This is a genomic window from Microbacterium sp. CR_7 (assembly GCF_041954755.1).
In the GTDB taxonomy this organism is placed as follows: Bacteria; Actinomycetota; Actinomycetes; order Actinomycetales; family Microbacteriaceae; genus Microbacterium.
In genome coordinates, this window is sequence record NZ_JAVAYF010000004.1 from 257,947 (window position 1) to 274,433 (window position 16,487).

Consider the following 16,487-nt stretch of genomic DNA (forward strand, 5'->3'; position numbering starts at 1 on the left):
TGTGAACGGGCGCGCCTGCTCAGCGGGTCGCCGGGACCGTCTCGTCGTCGTACACGTTGAAGCGGTAGCCCACGTTGCGCACGGTGCCGATGATCTGCTCCTGATCGCCGAGCTTGGCGCGGAGGCGCCGCACGTGCACGTCGACCGTGCGCGTGCCGCCGAAGTAGTCGTATCCCCACACCTCGCTGAGCAGCTGCTCGCGGGTGAACACCCGCGACGGGTGCGTGGCGAGGAAGTGCAGGAGCTGGAACTCCTTGTACGTGAGGTCGAGCGGACGGCCGTGCAGCTTGGCCGAATACGACTGCTCGTCGATCGAGACGCCCGACGCCTGCACACGGCTGGGCTCGGCGACCTCGTCGCGCCGAGCGAGCGCGAGGCGCACCCGCGCATCGGTCTCGGCCGGCCCCGCGGTGGCGAGCAGCACGTCGTCGATGCCCCAGTCTCCGGAGAGCGCGCTCATGCCGCCCTCGGTGACGACGAGCAGGAGAGGGGCGTCCTGTCCGGCGGCGCGGAGCAAGCGGCACAGCGACTTGGCGCCGACGAGGTCCTGACGGCCGTCGACGATCACGACGTCGTAGTCGGGAGCGCTCACCAGCTGCGCCGGCTCGGCTGCGATCTGCCGCACGCGATGGCTGAGCAGTTCCAGGGCGGGAAGCACCGGCTCCGCAGTCGGAGCATTGGTCAACACCAGCACCTGGGCCACACGCACTCCTTCCAGACGGCGGGGTACGCCGTGGAGCCATGATACCGGGCGTGGATGGGTGAGAATGGAGTCATGACGGAACCTGCGCTCGCACCGAGGAACGCGTTCGTCGGCGTGCTCGTGGTCTGGGCGGTCGCCTTCGCGGCCTCGATCGCCATCGGCATCCTGGTCCCGGAGGAGTGGCGCGTGCCATGGCTCGTCGTCGCCTTCGGCGGCGTCGTGCTGCTGTCGTTCGCCGTGCAGCTCGGGTACGGACGCACGCAGGGATACATCCTGCGGGTCGCCGGCGGGGCTCTCGGCGCGCTCCTCGTGATGGGCGTGATCTCGGTCGGGTTCGGCCTCGCCGCCCTCGTCTCCTGATCGCGCGACAGCAGCCCGCACGGAGGGTAGTGTGGAGGTCATGGACCTCATGGCTCTCGAACTCTTCTACATCGGCCTGCTGGGCCTTGCGAGCCTCGCGATCGTCTTCGTCTCGGTCGTCGTGCTACGCAACCTCTTCCGCGGCCAGCGCTGAGCGCGATGCTCGAGCTGCCCGTCGACCTCCCCGCAGATCTCGCCCCCCTCGCATGGCTGATCGGCGTCTGGGAGGGCACCGGCGTCATCGACTACCCCGTCGGTGACGAGCGGCTGCAGGGTGAGTTCACGCATCGCGTGAGCTTCAGCCACGACGGCGGCCCCTTCCTCAACTACGCCGCGACCGCCACCTTCACGGGTGACGACCACGCCGTGTCGATCCCGCTCATCGCCGAGTCCGGATTCTGGCGGCTCAGCCGTCCCGCGACCGACGCGGATGCGGGTCCCGGTCTGCTCCCGCCGCGCGGAGAGGACGTGCCGCGAGGCGTCGACGACGTGGAGGCGCTGCGCGCAGCATCCGGTGGCTTCCCTCTCGAGGTCTCGATCGCGCACGCCGACGGGATGCTGGAGCTGTACCTGGGGGAGATCAACGGCCCGCGCATCGACATCGGCACGGATGCCGTGGTCCGCGCAGCGGGCGCCAAGGATTACGCCGGCGCCTCGCGCATGTACGGCCTCGTCGACGGGCATCTGCTCTGGGCCTGGGACATCGCGGCGCTCGGCACGCCGCTGCGTTCGCACGCCTCCGCGCGACTGGCGAGGGTCTGACGTGGCCGGATTCGCCGACATCGCAGGTGCCGTCGCGGGTGACGCGGGGATCGTGCACTTCGGCGACGCCTTCCGCGAGCAGCGCCGTCTCGCCGCCGGCGATGCGATCGTGCCGCTCGACGACCGCACGGTGATCGAGGTCGCCGGCCCCGAGCGCCTCAGCTGGCTCGACTCGATCACCTCGCAGGCGCTCGGACGGCTGGCCCCGGGAGAGAGCACCGAGCTTCTCGTCCTCGATCCGCAGGGGCGTGTGGAGCACGCCGCCGGCGTGGTGGACGATGGCGCCTCGACGTGGCTCATCGCCGACGTCGGAGACGCCGACGCGCTCGCGACCTGGCTGCAGCGCATGAAGTTCCGCACCCAGGCGACCGTCGAGGTGCGGCCGGAGCTCGTGCTGCTCGGCGTCGTCGACGGCGGTGCCGCCGCGCAGCGCGTGCTGTCCGTCGCATCCCGCCCGGCCGGCGTGCCGCTGCTGTGGGTCGACCCCTGGCAGTCCGTGAGCGCGGGCGGGCACCAGTACTCCGAAGTCCCCAGCCACCCCGGTGCGGACCTGGCCTGGCGGGTCGCGATCGTGACACGTGAGGATGCCGAGGCGCTCGCCGCCACCTTGCAGCCGGAGGAGCTCGCGGGACTGCTCGCTGCCGAAGCCCTGCGCATCGCCGCCTGGCGACCGCGCTGGTCGGCGGAGGTCGACGAGCGCTCGCTGCCGCACGAGTCCGACTGGCTCCGCACCGCCGTGCACCTCGACAAGGGCTGCTACCGCGGTCAGGAGACCGTGGCGAAGGTGCACAACCTCGGCCACCCGCCGCGCCGACTCGCTGCCCTGCACCTCGACGGCAGCGAGGCCGTGCTGCCGGCTGCGGGTGACCCCGTCTTCGCCGGTGACGACGAGGTCGGGCACATCACCTCCGTCGCTCGCCATCACGAGGACGGTCCGATCGCCCTCGCTATCCTGTCCCGTCGCGCACCCGTCGGCGACCTCGTCGTGCGCACCGAGGGCGGCGACATAGCCGCCGCGCAGCAGGTCATCGTCCCCGCGGATGCCGGTGCGACCGCCGACATCCCCCGGCTGACTCGTCTGTCGCGTCGGCCCAGCGCCCCGGATCCACGCCACGCCGGCTGAGGCGCCACCCGGTCGGTGGCGTTCCGCGGGTCGGTGAGCGAGGAGCGCAGCGACGAGACGAACGCGGTGAGATCAGTCGGCAGGTGCGACCGCCGACCACGGCACCGTGAGTTCACCCAGTCGCCACCGCGAGCGCCCGCCCTCGACCGGCCACCCCTGCGCACGCAGCGCGGCCACGGTGGCGAGGAACCGCTGCGTCGCGCCGAACGTGGAGAGGGGTGCCGCACGGTCCCACTCGCGGTCGAGGTCGGCGAGCAGCGCGTGCACCCGTTCGCCGGGGACGTTGCGGTGGATCAGCGCCTTGGGCAGTCGTTCGGCCACGATGCCGGGGTGCTCGAGTTCCGACAGTCGCAGCGAGATCGTGAACCGCAGCGGAGCTCCGGTCGCATCGACGTCGACCCAGCTCGCGATGCGCCCGATCTCGTCGCACGTGCCCTCCACGAGCACTCCGGTCGGCGCGAGGCGCGACGTCATCGTGCGCCACGCGTCCGGCACGTCGGACTCGTCGTACTGCCGCAGCACGTTCATCGCGCGGATGACGGATGCCGTGCGACCACCGGGCAGGGGCACCTCGAACCCGCCGCGTCCGAACGACACCCGCAGGTCGGCGGGGAAGGGTGTCCGGCCGGCACGCACCTCGGCGAGCTGCGCCTCGGCTGTCGCGACGCGGGCGGCGTCGAGCTCGAGACCGCGCACCTCCGCATCCGGTCGCACGCGACGGAGCCGCTCCGCGAGCTCGAACGCCGTGACTCCGCTCGCGCCGAAGCCCAGGTCGACGACCAGGGGGTCTGCTGCCCGGCGGAAGGCGGCGCCGGCTGCGATCCAGCGGTCGATGCGGCGCAGACGATTGGTTCCGGTGGTGCCCCGCGTCGGTCTGCCGAGGGGAGAGGACGCCATGCTCCCATCCTCCCAGCACGGACGAAGGCGTTCGACTCCTGCCGTCACCGCACGACCGTGCGCCGATAAACTGGCGGCATGACTGCGACGCGTACCCTGATCCTGCTCCGCCACGGCCGGAGCGAGTGGAACGAACTGAACCTCTTCACCGGCTGGGTGGACGTCCGCCTCAACGAGCAGGGCCGGAAGGAGGCTCGTCGCGGCGGCGAGCTGCTCGCCGAGTCCGGCATCCTCCCCGACGTGCTGCACACCTCGCTGCTGAGCCGGGCGATCCAGACGGCGAACATCGCGCTCGACGCCGCCGACCGCCTGTGGATCCCCGTGACCCGCTCTTGGCGTCTCAACGAGCGCCACTACGGCGCGCTGCAGGGCAAGGACAAGGCGCAGACGCTCGAGGAGTTCGGCCCGGAGCAGTTCCAGCTGTGGCGTCGTTCGTTCGATGTGCCGCCGCCCGTGCTCGACGACGAGAGCGAGTTCAGCCAGGTGAACGACCCGCGCTACGCCGGCATCGACGGCGAGGTGCCCCGCACCGAGTCGCTCAAGCTCGTGATCGACCGCCTGCTGCCCTACTGGGAGAGCGCGATCGTGCCCGACCTCGAGGCGGGCAAGACGGTGCTCGTCACGGCGCACGGCAACTCGCTGCGCGGTCTCGTGAAGCACCTCGAGGGCATCAGCGACGCCGACATCGCCGAGCTCAACATCCCCACCGGCATCCCGCTGGTCTACGAGCTCGACGAGAACAACGTGCCCACCGGCCCCGGCCGGTACCTCGACCCCGAGGCCGCAGCCGCCGGCGCCGCCGCGGTCGCCGCTCAGGGAAAGAAGTAGCACCGGGCAAGAACTAACCCCGCACGCGGGAGAGACAAAAGGGGGCGGATGCTGCGACAGCATCCGCCCCCTTCCTCTTGCCGGGTCAGGCGTGCCCGTGCTGCTCCTGCTGCTCGACGACGAAGGCGATGTCCTCCTCCTGCACCTGCCAGTCGCCTGTCGCGAGGTACACGACCTTCTTGGCGACCGCCACGGCGTGGTCGGCGAAGCGCTCGTGGTAGCGGCTGGCGAGCGTGGCGTCGACGGTGGCGGTCGCTTCGCCCTTCCAGTTGTCGCTGAGCACCTTCTCGAAGACACTGGCGTGCAGCTCGTCGATGTCGTCGTCGGTGTTGCGGATCGTGTCGGCGAGACGGAGGTCCTGCGTGCGCAGCAGCTCGGTGAGCGTGCGGGAGATCTCGACGTCGAGCTCGCCCATCTTCGTGAACGTCCCCTTCAGACCGCGCGGGATGGCGCGCTCGGGGAAGCGGAGGCGAGCGAGCTGGGCGATGTGCTCGGACATGTCGCCCATGCGCTCGAGTGACGCGCTCACGCGCAGTGCGAAGACGACGATGCGCAGGTCGCGGGCGACCGGCTGCTGACGGGCGAGGATCTCGATGGCCTGCTCGTCGAGGGCGACAGCGAGCTCGTCGATCTTGGCGTCGTCGGCGATCACCTCCTCGGCGAGGGCGACGTCGCTCGTGGCGAAGGCACGGGTGGCCTTGTCGATCGAGACCGTGACGAGGTCGGCGATCTCCACGAGACGGGACTGCAGGTCCTCGAGGGACTGGTGGAAGACTTCGCGCATGGGAGGCGCAACCTTTCATTCGGGTCTCGGCTGAGGTGCCAGCGCGAGACGGCTGGGTCGTTCGCGCGTGAGAGAGGACCGCGCTCCCGCACAGGCCCGAAGCGATTGTCCGCCCCGAAGGTTAACGAACGGTGCCCAGCACGTGAATAGTAGTTCTCGTGTCGGCTGAGGGGCGGGCGAACCCGCCGATCGACAGGTGAACGCACTCTACGCTGGTGACATGACCCTGCCGCAGATCGCGCTTTTCGCGCTGTTCGTCGGTCTCGCGATGGGCGTCGGGCTCTCGCTGGTCGTCGCGTGGGCGTACCGCACGAGGGCGCGCATCGAGAGCGAGACGTCGCTCGTCGTTCCCGAGGGCGTCACCGCGGTGCTCGGCAGCATGGACGACGCCGCCTGCGTCGTCGACACCTCGGGCTTCGTTCTCGCTGCGTCGAAGCCCGCAGCGCGTTTCGGCATCGAGGTCGGTGCGCCTCTGGACAACCCGGAGCTCCGCCAGCTCGTGCGCAGCGTACGCACCGACGGGGCACCGGCGACGGAGTCGCTGAGGCTGACGCGAGGCGGTCTGAGCCTCGATCCGCGGCTCGTTTCGGCCAGGGCCAGCGCCATCAGCCCGCGCATGTCGCTGCTCGTGATCCGCGACGTCACCGAGCAGGAGCGCCTCGACCAGATGCGCCGCGACTTCGTCGCCAACACGAGCCACGAGCTGAAGACACCGGTGGGCGCCGTCACCCTGCTCGCCGAGGCGATCGAGTCGGCGTCGGACGACCCCGCGCAGGTGCGGCACTTCGCCAGCCGGATCTCGGCCGAGGCGGCACGTCTCGGCCAGCTCACCGGGCGCATCATGAGCCTCTCGCGTCTGCAGGCCGACGACGCGCTCTCCGATGCGCGGCCGGTGTCCATCGACGAGGTGCTCGCGTCGGCGATCGAGGCGCACGTCGTGCAGGCCGATTCGGGCGGTGTCGAGATCGCCCGCGGTGGCGACCGAGGGGTGTGGGTGCGCGGCGACTCGCAGATCCTCATCGAGGCCTTCGGCAACCTCATCGCGAACGCGATCGCCTACTCGCCGCGTGGCTCCCGCGTCGGCGTCGGCGTGAAGGCCGACGGCGAGGTCGTCGAGATCGCCGTCTCCGACCAGGGCATCGGCATCGCCGAGGCCGACCGCGAGCGCATCTTCGAGCGGTTCTACCGCGCCGATGAGGCGCGATCGCGCCGCACCGGCGGCACCGGCCTCGGGCTGTCGATCGTCAAGCACGCGACGCAGCGTCACGGCGGCGAGGTGCTGCTGTGGTCGAGGCCCGGACGGGGATCGACCTTCACCATCAGGCTTCCCATGATCGATGCCCCCTCGGGACTGGATCAGGGCAGGAAGAGCAAGAAGAAGCGCGAGCGCAAGGCCGCCAAGGCCGCTGCCCGCGTCCGGAACGGAGAGAACGAATGACCCGCATCCTTCTCGTCGAGGACGAACCCGACCTGGCCGACCCGCTCGCGTACCTGCTGCGCCGCGAGGGCTACGAGGTGGAGATCGCCGAAGACGGACCAGGCGCCCTCACGGCCTTCCGCGAGCGCGGTGCCGATGTCGTGCTGCTCGACCTCATGCTGCCGGGGATGCCGGGCACCGAGGTGTGCCGTCAGATCCGCTCGACCTCTGCGGTGCCGATCATCATGCTCACCGCCAAGGACTCGGAGGTCGACATCGTGGTCGGTCTGGAACTGGGCGCCGACGACTACATCACGAAGCCGTACTCGTCGAGGGAGCTGCTCGCCCGCATGCGCGCGGTGCTGCGACGTGTCGTGCAGGCCGAGAGCGAGCTCGACGAGCGCGTGCTCGAGGGCGGTCGTGTGAGCCTGGACATCGATCGGCACACGGTCTCGGTCGCCGGCCAGCAGATCAACATGCCTCTCAAGGAGTTCGAGCTGCTCGAGGTGCTGATGCGCAACTCCGGGCGTGTGCTCACCCGCGGGCAGCTCATCGACCGCGTCTGGGGGAGCGACTACTTCGGCGACACCAAGACTCTCGACGTGCACATCAAGCGCATCCGCTCGCGCATCGAGGAGAACCCGGGCGAGCCCGTCATGCTCGTCACCGTGCGCGGCCTCGGCTACCGCTTCGAAGGCTGACCATTGGAACGCGAGAGGCCGGCACCCTCCGGGGTGCCGGCCTCTCGGACGTTCGCGGTCGACTCACTCCTCCGGAGCGGGTGCAGCGGTGTCGCTCGGCGTGGGCGTCGGCGAGGGCGTGCTCGTGGCCGTCTCGGGCACGAGGTCGGCGTAGTAGGGGAGCGTGCCGTCGAGCACGGGGATCTGGGTCTTGGTGCCGGCGCCGTCACCGGACTGGAAGTGCATCTCGACGGTGGCACCGGGCCGGGTGTCGAGGCCGACGATGCGCAGCGGGTCCTCGTCCTTCGTCCCGAAGCTGATCGTCTTGCCGGCGGGCACGGTGACAGTGAGGGGATCGATGCCGGCGATCGTGATCGTGAGCGTCGCCTTGTCGGAGGTGGGGTTCACGACCGCGCCGATGAAGTTGCCCACGGTGCCCTCTTCATTCGCCACGATGAACGCGTTGCGGACGTCGAGCGGGCCGTCGGTGTCGGAGACGTTCACGCCGTCGGAGGCGGAGTACTCGATCTTCGTCGACTGCGGCGTGATGAACGTGCAGCCGGTCGCGCCGAGCAGAACGAGGGCGCTGATGGCGGCAGACGCGACAAGGCGCGATTTCACGGGTCCTCCTGAGGTCCGGCGGGATATCCGCATCCATTCTATGCGTATGCGGAGAGGCCGCCGTGGACCAGGGGGCGCGAACCTTAGCGCATATCCCCTGTGGTATCCTTGAGGTTGCCGAAAGGACACGTTTTTATGCTTTTTGAGGTTGGCGAGACCGTCGTCTATCCGCACCATGGCGCTGCGACCATCATCGAGGTCAAGGAGCGCATCATCAAGGGCGAGACGAAGAAGTACCTGAAGCTCAACGTCACCCAGGGGGACCTCATCATCGAGGTGCCCGCTGAGAACGTCGATCTCGTGGGAGTTCGCGATGTGATCGGCAAGGAGGGCCTCGATCACGTGTTCGAGGTCCTGCGCGCGCCGTTCACGGAGGAGCCGACCAACTGGTCGCGCCGCTACAAGGCGAACCTCGAGAAGCTCGCTTCGGGTGATGTCATCAAGGTGAGCGAGGTCGTGCGCGACCTGTGGCGCCGCGATCAGGATCGCGGCCTGTCGGCCGGAGAGAAGCGGATGCTGGCCAAGGCCAGGCAGATCCTCATCTCCGAGCTCGCGCTGGCCGAGAAGATCGACGAGGACAAGGCGGGCGCACTGCTCGACGAGGTCCTCGCCTCCTGAGCGCTCTTCGACGGAAGGCGGATGCTTCGGCATCCGCCTTCCGTCGTTTCCCGCCGGTAACGTGAAGGGCGTGACCCTGATACCTGTCCCGGACACCGCGATCATCGTCGTGGCCGCCGGCTCCGGCACCCGCCTCGACGGCGGGGCTCCCAAGGCGTTCGTCGGGATCGACGCGCACTCGATCCTGCACCACGCGCTCGACGGCGTCTTCGCCGCCGCTCCCGCCCAGGTCGTCGTGGTCGCCCCGGCGGGATTCGAGGGCGACGCCGAGACCGAGCTGCGCGAGGCCGCGGGAGACCGTGTCGACCTCGGCCGTGTCGTCACCGGAGGCGACACCCGTCAGCAGTCCGTCGCCGCCGGACTCGCGGCGCTGTGGGGCGACGTGCGCACCGTGCTCGTGCACGACGCGGCCCGCGCTCTGACGCCGCCCGAGGTCATCGACGCGGTGCGCGATGCCGTCGACGCCGATACCGGCATCCTGCCGACGCTCCCGGTCGTCGACACGCTGAAGCGGGTGGACGGGGATGCCGTGGTCGGACCCATCGACCGCTCCGAGCTCGCCGCGGCGCAGACGCCGCAGGGCTTCCCGCGCGCCCTTCTGGAGCGCGCCTACGAACGGGCGTTCGCCGACGGCATCGAGTACACCGACGATGCCGCGCTGTTCGCCGCGGCCGGCCACCCGGTACGGCACATCACCGGGTCAGCGCGGGGGTTCAAGATCACCACCCCGGCGGACCTGGAACGCGCGCGGCATCTGCTCGCGGAGGCGCGGCCGGCGTCGGCACCGGCTGCCGGTCGCCGGGCCTCGCCGGTTTCGCGCGTCGGCATCGGGACCGACGTCCACGCGTTCGGCGGGGAGGGGCACCTCTGGCTCGCCGGACTCGAGTGGCCGGACGAGCAGCCCCTGTCGGGGCACAGCGACGGCGACGCCGTCGCGCACGCCATCGTCGATGCGCTCCTCGGGGCCGCAGGACTCGGCGACATCGGGGAGCACTTCGGCACGGCGCATCCCGAGTACGCCGGCGCCCACGCGGCCGTCTTCCTGGCGCGGACGCGCGAGCTGCTGGCCGACGCCGGCTTCGAGATCGGCAATGTCTCGGCGCAGTTCCAGGGCAACCGTCCACGATTCAGCGCGCGCCGTGCCGAGGCCGAAGAGGTGCTCTCCGCCGCCCTCGGCGGCGCACCCGTGTCGATCACGGCCACGACCACAGACGGACTCGGGTTCATCGGGCGGGGCGAAGGCATCTCGGTCACCGCGATCGCCATGATCCACAGCGACGGCCGTCCGGCCGGGAAGGAGTCGTGATGAAGGTCCTCGTCATCGGAGCGCACGGAGCGGTCGGCCGCACCGCCGTCGCCGCCCTCGACGGCCACGACATCGTGAAGGCGTCGCGCAGCGGCGACCACCCGGTCGACGCCACCGATCCGGCATCCATCGAGCGCCTGTTCACCGAGGTCGGCGACGTGGATGCCGTGGTCGTCGCGCTCGGGAGCGTCGCGTTCCACCCGCTCGCCGAACTGAGCAGGGACGACTATGAGTCGGCTTTCCGCAGCAAGGTGCTCGCCCAGCTCGACGTGGTTCGGATCGGCACGCCCTTCGTGCGCGACGGCGGGTCCTTCACGCTGACCTCCGGCATCCTCGCCCGCGAGCCCATCGCGACGGGCGCCGCCGCATCACTCGTCAACGGCGCCCTCGAGTCCTTCGTCCTCGCCGCCGCGACCGAGCTGCCGCGGGGGATCCGGATCAACGCGGTGAGTCCGTCGGTGCTCGAGGACGCCCCGTCGTACCACTCGTCGTTCCCGGGCTTCGTCCCCGTCTCGTCGTACCGGGTCGGGCAGGCCTTCGCGAAGAGCGTGCTCGGAGTGCAGACGGGACGGGTGCTCGCCGTCGATTGACCATCGTGACGATCTCCCGGGTTCGCGATCACCCCGCCCGGTAGGCTTGTCCGGTGACTCTGCGCCTCTACGACACCCGCGAACAGCGGCTGCGTGAATTCGTGCCTCTCGATCGCGAGAACATCACGATGTACGTGTGCGGACCCACGGTGCAGTCGGGGCCCCACATCGGGCATGTGCGCGCGGCGCTGAGCTTCGACCTCCTGCGTCGCTGGCTCGAGCTCCGGCACGGCCGCGTCACCTTCGTGCGCAACGTCACCGACATCGACGACAAGGTGCTCGTGAACGCGACCGATGCCGAGCCCTGGTGGGCGCTGGCGTATCGGATGGAGCAGGAGTTCAGCCGGGCGTACTCGGCGATCGGCATCCTGCCGCCCACGTACGAGCCGCGGGCGACGGCATCCGTCCCGCAGATGCAGGAGCTCATCGCGACGCTCATCGAGCGGGGCCACGCGTACCCGGCTCCGGACGGATCCGGCGACGTCTACTTCGACGTGCACTCCTGGCCCACCTACGGCGAGCTCACGAACCAGTCGGTCGACGCGATGGAGGCGGCGGAGGACGCGGACCCCCGGGGCAAGCGAGCACCGCAGGACTTCGCGCTGTGGAAGGGCGCCAAGCCGGACGAGCCGGCGGATGCCGTGTGGCAGTCGCCCTGGGGCGCCGGCCGGCCCGGCTGGCACATCGAGTGCTCGGCCATGTCGCGTCGCTATCTCGGCGACTCCTTCGACATCCACGGCGGGGGACTGGACCTTCGGTTCCCGCACCACGAGAACGAGCTGGCCCAGTCGACCGCGGCCGGACTCGGCTTCGCGAACTACTGGGTGCACAACGGACTCGTGACCGTCGACGGTCAGAAGATGTCCAAGTCGCTCGGCAACTTCACCCTCGCCGCCGACGTGCTGAAGGAGCACGACCCGCTCGTCGTGCGGTACGCGCTCGCCGCGGCCCACTACCGCTCGAGCCTCGACCTCTCCGAGTCGTCGTGGAGCGAGGCGGAGGCCGCTCTCGGCCGGATCGGCGGGTTCCTGCAGCGCGTCGGTCGAGTCGCCGGCGGCGGCATCGGCTTCCTGGCGGAGCAGAGCATCCCCGACGCCTTCGCGGAGGCGATGGACGACGACCTCGGCGTGCCGCAGGCGCTCGCGGTGCTGCACGAGACCGTGCGGGCCGGCAACTCCGCGCTCGACTCCGGACAAACGGATGCCGCACTCGCCGCCGCTCGCGCGGTGCTCGCGATGACCTCGGTGCTGGGGCTCGTGCCGTCGTCGGCGTCGACGGCGTCCACCGCGCACGCGACGGCGCTCGACGCGCTCGTGCAGGAGATGATCACGCAGCGTGCGCAGGCGCGCGCCGCCAAGGACTGGGCGGCGGCTGATCGCATCCGTGACGCGATCGCCGCCGCAGGAATCACGCTGGAGGACACTCCGGCCGGAACTCATTGGAGTATCGATGGCTAAGCCAGGCAACCCCTCAGCGGGCAAGGGCAAGAAGAAGGGCCCGAGCAAGGGCACGGGCGGACTCGGGCGCAAGGCGCTCGAGGGCCGCGGACCGACGCCGAAGGCCGAAGACCGCGCGTGGCACCCGGCAGGCAAGCGCAAGGCCGCGGCCGAGCGCTATGCCGCAGCCGGCGGCCGAGGCAAGCCCGGCGGGCGTCAGGCGTCCGGCGGCAACCCCAACCGTTCGTCGCGCGTGAAGGACAACACGACCGACACCGAGACCGTCACCGGGCGCAACTCGGTGCTCGAGGCGCTGCGGGCGAAGATCCCGGCGACGGCGTTCTACATCGCGCAGCGCGTCGAGATGGACGACCGCGTCAAGGAGATGCTGTCGATCGCCACGAACCGCGGCATCCCGGTGCTCGAGGTCACGCGCCAGGAGCTCGACCGCATGGCCGGCTTCGACGGCGTGCACCAGGGCGTCGCGATCAAGGTCCCGCCGTACGAGTACGCGCACCCGCAGGACCTCCTGGAGCAGGTCATCGACAAGGGCGAGGTCCCGCTGTTCGTGGCGCTCGACGGCATCACCGACCCGCGCAACCTCGGCGCGATCATCCGTTCGACCGGCGCTTTCGGCGGTCACGGCATCATCCTTCCGCAGCGCCGCTCGGCGGGCGTGAACTCGGCGGCGTGGAAGACGAGTGCCGGCGCGGCCGCGCGCGTGCCCGTGGCCCTCGCGTCGAACCTCACCACGCAGCTCAAGGAGTTCAAGAAGCAGGGCGTGTTCGTCCTCGGCCTCGACGGCGACGGCGACGTGCTGCTCCCCGACCTCCAGCTCGCCGACCGTCCGGTCGTCATCGTCACGGGTTCCGAGGGCAAGGGTCTGTCGCGCCTGGTCGCCGAGACCTGCGACCAGATCGTCTCGATCCCGATCTCGGCGGTGACCGAGTCGCTCAACGCCGGCATCGCGACCTCGGTCGCGCTCTACCAGGTCTCCACCATCCGCAACGCCCAGTAGGAGAGAAGCACCATGGCTCGCATCGTCGTCCTCGGAGGAACCGGCTACGCCGGTACGCACATCGTGACCGAGGCGGTGAGCCGCGGGCACGACGTCATCGCGATCTCGCGCTCCGAGCCGTCCGACCCGGTGGACGGTGCGTCGTACGTGCAGGGGTCGGCGCTCGACGCAGCCTCGCTCGCCAACGCCTTCGACGGAGCGGATGCCGTCGTGTCGGCGCTCTCGCCGCGCGGTGACATGACCGATCGGGTCCTCGAGGCGCTGCGCAACGTCATCGCCGAGCTCGCCGACACGTCGACCCGTCTCGGGGTCGTCGGCGGTGCGGGCGGAAGCCTCGTCGCGCCGGGAGGACCCCGTCTGTTCGACCTCGACTTCCCCGAGGAGTACAAGCACGAGGCCCAGGTGGGTATCGACTCGCTCGCGCTGCTGGAGTCGTCGGATGCCGAGCTCGACTGGTTCTTCATCCACCCGGCCGAGGTCTTCGGACCCTGGGCGGAGGGCGAGCGCACCGGTCGCTACCGCGACGGCGGAGACGTCCTCGTGCGCGACGCCGAAGGGCAGTCGTTCATCTCCGGCGCCGACTTCGCGGTCGCGGTCGTCGACGAGATCGAGCAGGGCAACCACCGCCGTGAGCGTTTCACGGTCGGGTACTGACCGGCCCGCGCCTCAGACCAGGTCGCGCCAGTCGATCTCGTCGTCGTCGGCGACGGCGGTCGATCCCGTCACGACCGGCAGGCTCATGGTCTCGGTCGGAGGTCCCATGATGGTCGCCTCGTCGCGGCGGTGCCGCAGCACGTCGTTGATGTAGCTCGTGAGCACCTCGGCGAGCGGCACCGAGCGGCCCTGTGCCTGCGACAGGTACCACCGGTGCTCGAGCACCTGGTGGAAGACCTCGGCCGGTTCGAGCTTGGCGCGGAGCTCGTAGGGGATCGCGCGCACCACAGGCTCGAACACCCGGGTGAGCCACTCGTGGGCGTACATCTCCTCGTCCGACCACTGCTTCGTCGAGCGGGCGCGGAACTCGTCGAGGTCGTTCAGCAGCCGCCTCGCCTGGTTCTCCTCGACGTCGAGGCCCGTGAGGCGGATCAGCCGGCGCTGGTGGTGTCCGGCATCCACGACCTTCGGCTGGATCTCCACCACGGTCCCGTCGGACGTCGTCGACATCGACATCTCGTCGATGTCGAAACCGAGCGCGTTGAGCCGCTCGACGCGCTCGGTGATGCGCCACGTCTCCGCGGCCGAGAACGACTCCTGTGCGGTCAGCTCCGCCCACAGCGAGCGGTACGACGACACGATGCCGTCGGCGATGGCCACGGCATCCACTCCTCGTTCGAGCCGTCCGCCCGCCGCGAGGTCCATGATCTCGCCGGCGATGTTCGTGCGGGCGAGGTCGAGGTCGTAGGCCCGCTGCCCGTCGGTCAGGCCCTCTTCGTGCAGCTCGCCGGTCTCGGCGTCGACGAGGTACGCGGCGAACGCCCCGGCGTCCCGTCGGAAAAGGGTGTTGGACAGCGAGACATCGCCCCAGTAGAAGCCGACGTTGTGCAGGCGCACGAGCAGCACGGCCAGGGCGTCGACGAGGCGGTTCGCGGTGTCGGGGCGGAGCACCCGTGTGAACAGGGCCCGGTAGGGCATCGAGAAGCGCAGATGAGAGGTCACGAGCGCGGCGGGGAGGGGGTCGCCCGAGGCATCGCTGCGGCCGGCGATCGCGGCGACGCGGCTGACGCAGGGCACGTCGAGGCGGGCGAGGTTGCCGAGCATCTCGTACTCGCGGCGCGCCATCTCCTCGGTCGTCTCCTTGACCGCGACGACCTTGCCGGAGAGGTCGGCGAACCGCACGAGGTGACGCGAGAGCCCCTTCGGGAGCGAGACGATGTGCTCGGAGGGCCACGCGCCCAGGGGAGTGGACCAGGGCAGCGCGAGCAGCCCGGGGTCGACCGAGCTCGCGGTGATGCGCAGGGCCTGCTTCATGGCTCTCCTGTCGACGGGGAGGGAAGTGCGGGGAAACAGAAGCGGCGCGGGCGACCGAAGTCTGCCCGCGCCGCGTCAGCGGTTCCGATCAGGCGGAGACGACCGGCTTGTCGTTCAGGCGGTCGCCCGTCTCGAGGTCGAAGGCGTGCACGTGGCCGGGGTTGGCGGCCAGGGTCACGGTCTCGCCCGCGTTCGGGTGGTTGCGGCCGTCGACACGGGCGACCAGGTCGGTGCGCTTGCCGTTGATGTCGGTGTGGCCGTACAGGTAGCCGTCGGCGCCGAGCTCCTCGACGAGGTCGACGACGACCGAGAGGCCCTTGCCGTCGGCCGGGCCGACGGTGATGTCCTCGGGGCGCACGCCCACGGTGACCTGCGAGCCCGTCGCGCGGCCGACCGTGTCGCGGTCGAGCGGGACGACCTCGGTGCCGAACTGCACACCGCCGTCGGCCAGGTCGGCCGAGAACAGGTTCATGGCGGGCGAGCCGATGAAGCCGGCGACGAACACGTTGTTCGGCTTCTCGTACAGGTCGCGCGGCGAGCCGACCTGCTGGAGCAGACCGTCCTTGAGCACGGCGATGCGGTCGCCCATGGTCAGAGCCTCGGTCTGGTCGTGCGTGACGTAGACCGTGGTGACGCCGAGGCGGCGCTGCAGCGACGCGATCTGCGTACGCGTCTGCACGCGCAGCTTGGCGTCGAGGTTCGACAGCGGCTCGTCCATGAGGAACACCTGCGGCTGACGCACGATGGCGCGACCCATGGCGACACGCTGACGCTGACCACCCGAGAGGGCCTTCGGCTTGCGGGTCAGGTACTGCTCGAGGTCGAGGAGCTTCGCAGCCTCGAGGACGCGGGAGGCCCGCTCCTCCTTGCCGACACCGGCGATCTTGAGCGCGAAGCCCATGTTCTCGGCGACGGTCATGTGCGGGTACAGCGCGTAGTTCTGGAACACCATCGCGATGTCGCGGTCTTTCGGCGGCACATCGGTGACGTCGCGGTCACCGATGAGGATGCGGCCGGCGTTGACCTCTTCGAGGCCCGCGAGCATGCGGAGGGAGGTGGACTTACCGCAACCGGAGGGACCGACCAGGACGAGGAACTCGCCGTCTCCGACCTCGAGGTTGAGCTTGTCGACGGCCGGGCGGGTGCCGCCCGGGTAGAGGCGGGTGGCCTCGTCGAAAGTCACAGATGCCATTGTGTTTCTCCTTCACCGGCAGGTACGTGCCGGACGATCCGTAGTGATAGAGCGGCGGTTCGACCCGCCGTGACCCCTCATCGGGTCGGGATCAGTATGTCAGAATCCGGGGCGTCTGGGTATTTCTCAGCCTGGCTGGTTAACATCGATCTCGGCTGCGCACCCGCGGCGATCGCCTCCCGAA

Annotated in this window: 18 protein-coding genes; 12 read left to right on the forward strand and 6 right to left on the reverse strand. The window is 70.1% G+C overall.

Going from position 1 to position 16,487, the window contains the following annotated elements:
- Positions 1-19: 19 nt before the first annotated feature.
- Entirely contained in the window at positions 20-703 is a 684-nt protein-coding gene (locus tag RAC81_RS10340; RefSeq protein ID WP_375082266.1) for a winged-helix domain-containing protein, read from the reverse strand.
- A 72-nt stretch (positions 704-775) separates the two neighbouring features.
- Here RAC81_RS10340 and RAC81_RS10345 point away from each other — a divergent pair, with 72 nt between their 5' ends.
- From RAC81_RS10345 to RAC81_RS10355, 3 genes are all read left to right on the forward strand, one after another.
- The gene (locus RAC81_RS10345; RefSeq protein WP_096714876.1) at positions 776-1,063 is read left to right on the forward strand and encodes a hypothetical protein; all 288 of its coding nucleotides are present in this window, start codon (positions 776-778) and stop codon (positions 1,061-1,063) included.
- A 159-nt stretch (positions 1,064-1,222) separates the two neighbouring features.
- Positions 1,223-1,825 carry an FABP family protein gene (locus RAC81_RS10350; RefSeq protein WP_375082267.1) on the forward strand — a complete coding sequence of 201 codons (603 nt, stop codon included), beginning with the start codon at positions 1,223-1,225 and terminating at the stop codon, positions 1,823-1,825.
- A 1-nt stretch (position 1,826) separates the two neighbouring features.
- A complete protein-coding gene (locus RAC81_RS10355) occupies positions 1,827-2,948 on the forward strand; it encodes a YgfZ/GcvT domain-containing protein (protein ID WP_375082268.1) in 1,122 nt (373 codons plus the stop codon).
- 72 nt (positions 2,949-3,020) lie between these two features.
- Here the strand turns inward: RAC81_RS10355 and RAC81_RS10360 are convergent, their stop codons facing one another.
- Positions 3,021-3,845, reverse strand: a complete 825-nt coding sequence (locus tag RAC81_RS10360; RefSeq protein ID WP_375082269.1) for a class I SAM-dependent methyltransferase — start codon at positions 3,843-3,845, stop codon at positions 3,021-3,023.
- Positions 3,846-3,923: 78 nt separating this feature from the next.
- Between RAC81_RS10360 and RAC81_RS10365 the strand changes: the two genes are divergently transcribed.
- On the forward strand, positions 3,924-4,673 hold the full coding sequence (locus RAC81_RS10365; protein WP_375082270.1) for a phosphoglyceromutase: 750 nt from the start codon (positions 3,924-3,926) through the stop codon (positions 4,671-4,673).
- Between the two features lie 85 nt (positions 4,674-4,758).
- Here RAC81_RS10365 and phoU read toward each other — a convergent pair whose 3' ends face one another.
- Positions 4,759-5,457, reverse strand: a complete 699-nt coding sequence (gene phoU, locus RAC81_RS10370) for a phosphate signaling complex protein PhoU (protein ID WP_375082271.1) — start codon at positions 5,455-5,457, stop codon at positions 4,759-4,761.
- 220 nt (positions 5,458-5,677) lie between these two features.
- Between phoU and RAC81_RS10375 the strand changes: the two genes are divergently transcribed.
- Both RAC81_RS10375 and RAC81_RS10380 read left to right on the forward strand, forming a co-directional pair.
- Complete coding sequence (locus RAC81_RS10375; RefSeq protein ID WP_375082272.1) at positions 5,678-6,895, forward strand: sensor histidine kinase; 1,218 nt, start codon at positions 5,678-5,680, stop codon at positions 6,893-6,895.
- Positions 6,892-7,575, forward strand: coding sequence for a response regulator transcription factor (locus RAC81_RS10380; protein ID WP_096714925.1), 684 nt, complete (start codon positions 6,892-6,894; stop codon positions 7,573-7,575). Before RAC81_RS10375 ends, RAC81_RS10380 begins: the two co-directional genes overlap by 4 nt.
- A gap of 63 nt (positions 7,576-7,638) precedes the next feature.
- Here RAC81_RS10380 and RAC81_RS10385 read toward each other — a convergent pair whose 3' ends face one another.
- On the reverse strand, positions 7,639-8,175 hold the full coding sequence (locus RAC81_RS10385; protein WP_375082273.1) for a DNA modification methylase: 537 nt from the start codon (positions 8,173-8,175) through the stop codon (positions 7,639-7,641).
- Between the two features lie 135 nt (positions 8,176-8,310).
- Between RAC81_RS10385 and RAC81_RS10390 the strand changes: the two genes are divergently transcribed.
- The 6 genes from RAC81_RS10390 (at position 8,311) to RAC81_RS10415 (ending at position 13,797) form a co-directional block, all read left to right on the forward strand.
- Positions 8,311-8,793, forward strand: coding sequence for a CarD family transcriptional regulator (locus tag RAC81_RS10390; RefSeq protein WP_050722636.1), 483 nt, complete (start codon positions 8,311-8,313; stop codon positions 8,791-8,793).
- Positions 8,794-8,863: 70 nt separating this feature from the next.
- The gene (ispD, locus tag RAC81_RS10395) at positions 8,864-10,099 is read left to right on the forward strand and encodes a 2-C-methyl-D-erythritol 4-phosphate cytidylyltransferase (protein ID WP_375082274.1); all 1,236 of its coding nucleotides are present in this window, start codon (positions 8,864-8,866) and stop codon (positions 10,097-10,099) included.
- Entirely contained in the window at positions 10,099-10,689 is a 591-nt protein-coding gene (locus RAC81_RS10400) for a short chain dehydrogenase (protein ID WP_375082275.1), read from the forward strand. Before ispD ends, RAC81_RS10400 begins: the two co-directional genes overlap by 1 nt.
- A gap of 53 nt (positions 10,690-10,742) precedes the next feature.
- Positions 10,743-12,146: a cysteine--tRNA ligase gene (cysS, locus tag RAC81_RS10405; protein ID WP_375082276.1), complete on the forward strand. Its 1,404-nt coding sequence runs from the start codon at positions 10,743-10,745 to the stop codon at positions 12,144-12,146.
- Positions 12,139-13,143: a 23S rRNA (guanosine(2251)-2'-O)-methyltransferase RlmB gene (gene rlmB / locus RAC81_RS10410; protein ID WP_375082277.1), complete on the forward strand. Its 1,005-nt coding sequence runs from the start codon at positions 12,139-12,141 to the stop codon at positions 13,141-13,143. Before cysS ends, rlmB begins: the two co-directional genes overlap by 8 nt.
- 12 nt (positions 13,144-13,155) lie before the next feature.
- Complete coding sequence (locus RAC81_RS10415) at positions 13,156-13,797, forward strand: NAD(P)-dependent oxidoreductase (RefSeq protein ID WP_375082278.1); 642 nt, start codon at positions 13,156-13,158, stop codon at positions 13,795-13,797.
- 12 nt (positions 13,798-13,809) lie between these two features.
- On the opposite strand, the gene RAC81_RS10420 is transcribed toward RAC81_RS10415, so the two are convergent.
- Positions 13,810-15,111, reverse strand: coding sequence for a DUF4032 domain-containing protein (locus RAC81_RS10420; RefSeq protein WP_375082279.1), 1,302 nt, complete (start codon positions 15,109-15,111; stop codon positions 13,810-13,812).
- Positions 15,112-15,199: 88 nt separating this feature from the next.
- Complete coding sequence (locus tag RAC81_RS10425) at positions 15,200-16,303, reverse strand: ABC transporter ATP-binding protein (RefSeq protein ID WP_375082280.1); 1,104 nt, start codon at positions 16,301-16,303, stop codon at positions 15,200-15,202.
- Positions 16,304-16,487 lie beyond the last annotated feature (184 nt).

Bases quoted from the DNA above. Each gene is read 5' to 3' on its own strand.
- RAC81_RS10345 (WP_096714876.1), top strand. From the start codon at position 776: ATGACGGAACCTGCGCTCGCACCGAGGAACGCGTTCGTCGGCGTGCTC.
- RAC81_RS10350 (WP_375082267.1), top strand. From the start codon at position 1,223: ATGCTCGAGCTGCCCGTCGACCTCCCCGCAGATCTCGCCCCCCTCGCA.
- RAC81_RS10360 (WP_375082269.1), bottom strand. From the start codon at position 3,845: ATGGCGTCCTCTCCCCTCGGCAGACCGACGCGGGGCACCACCGGAACC.
- RAC81_RS10365 (WP_375082270.1), top strand. From the start codon at position 3,924: ATGACTGCGACGCGTACCCTGATCCTGCTCCGCCACGGCCGGAGCGAG.
- phoU (WP_375082271.1), bottom strand. From the start codon at position 5,457: ATGCGCGAAGTCTTCCACCAGTCCCTCGAGGACCTGCAGTCCCGTCTC.
- RAC81_RS10375 (WP_375082272.1), top strand. From the start codon at position 5,678: ATGACCCTGCCGCAGATCGCGCTTTTCGCGCTGTTCGTCGGTCTCGCG.
- RAC81_RS10380 (WP_096714925.1), top strand. From the start codon at position 6,892: ATGACCCGCATCCTTCTCGTCGAGGACGAACCCGACCTGGCCGACCCG.
- RAC81_RS10390 (WP_050722636.1), top strand. From the start codon at position 8,311: ATGCTTTTTGAGGTTGGCGAGACCGTCGTCTATCCGCACCATGGCGCT.
- RAC81_RS10400 (WP_375082275.1), top strand. From the start codon at position 10,099: ATGAAGGTCCTCGTCATCGGAGCGCACGGAGCGGTCGGCCGCACCGCC.
- rlmB (WP_375082277.1), top strand. From the start codon at position 12,139: ATGGCTAAGCCAGGCAACCCCTCAGCGGGCAAGGGCAAGAAGAAGGGC.
- RAC81_RS10415 (WP_375082278.1), top strand. From the start codon at position 13,156: ATGGCTCGCATCGTCGTCCTCGGAGGAACCGGCTACGCCGGTACGCAC.
- RAC81_RS10420 (WP_375082279.1), bottom strand. From the start codon at position 15,111: ATGAAGCAGGCCCTGCGCATCACCGCGAGCTCGGTCGACCCCGGGCTG.
- RAC81_RS10425 (WP_375082280.1), bottom strand. From the start codon at position 16,303: ATGGCATCTGTGACTTTCGACGAGGCCACCCGCCTCTACCCGGGCGGC.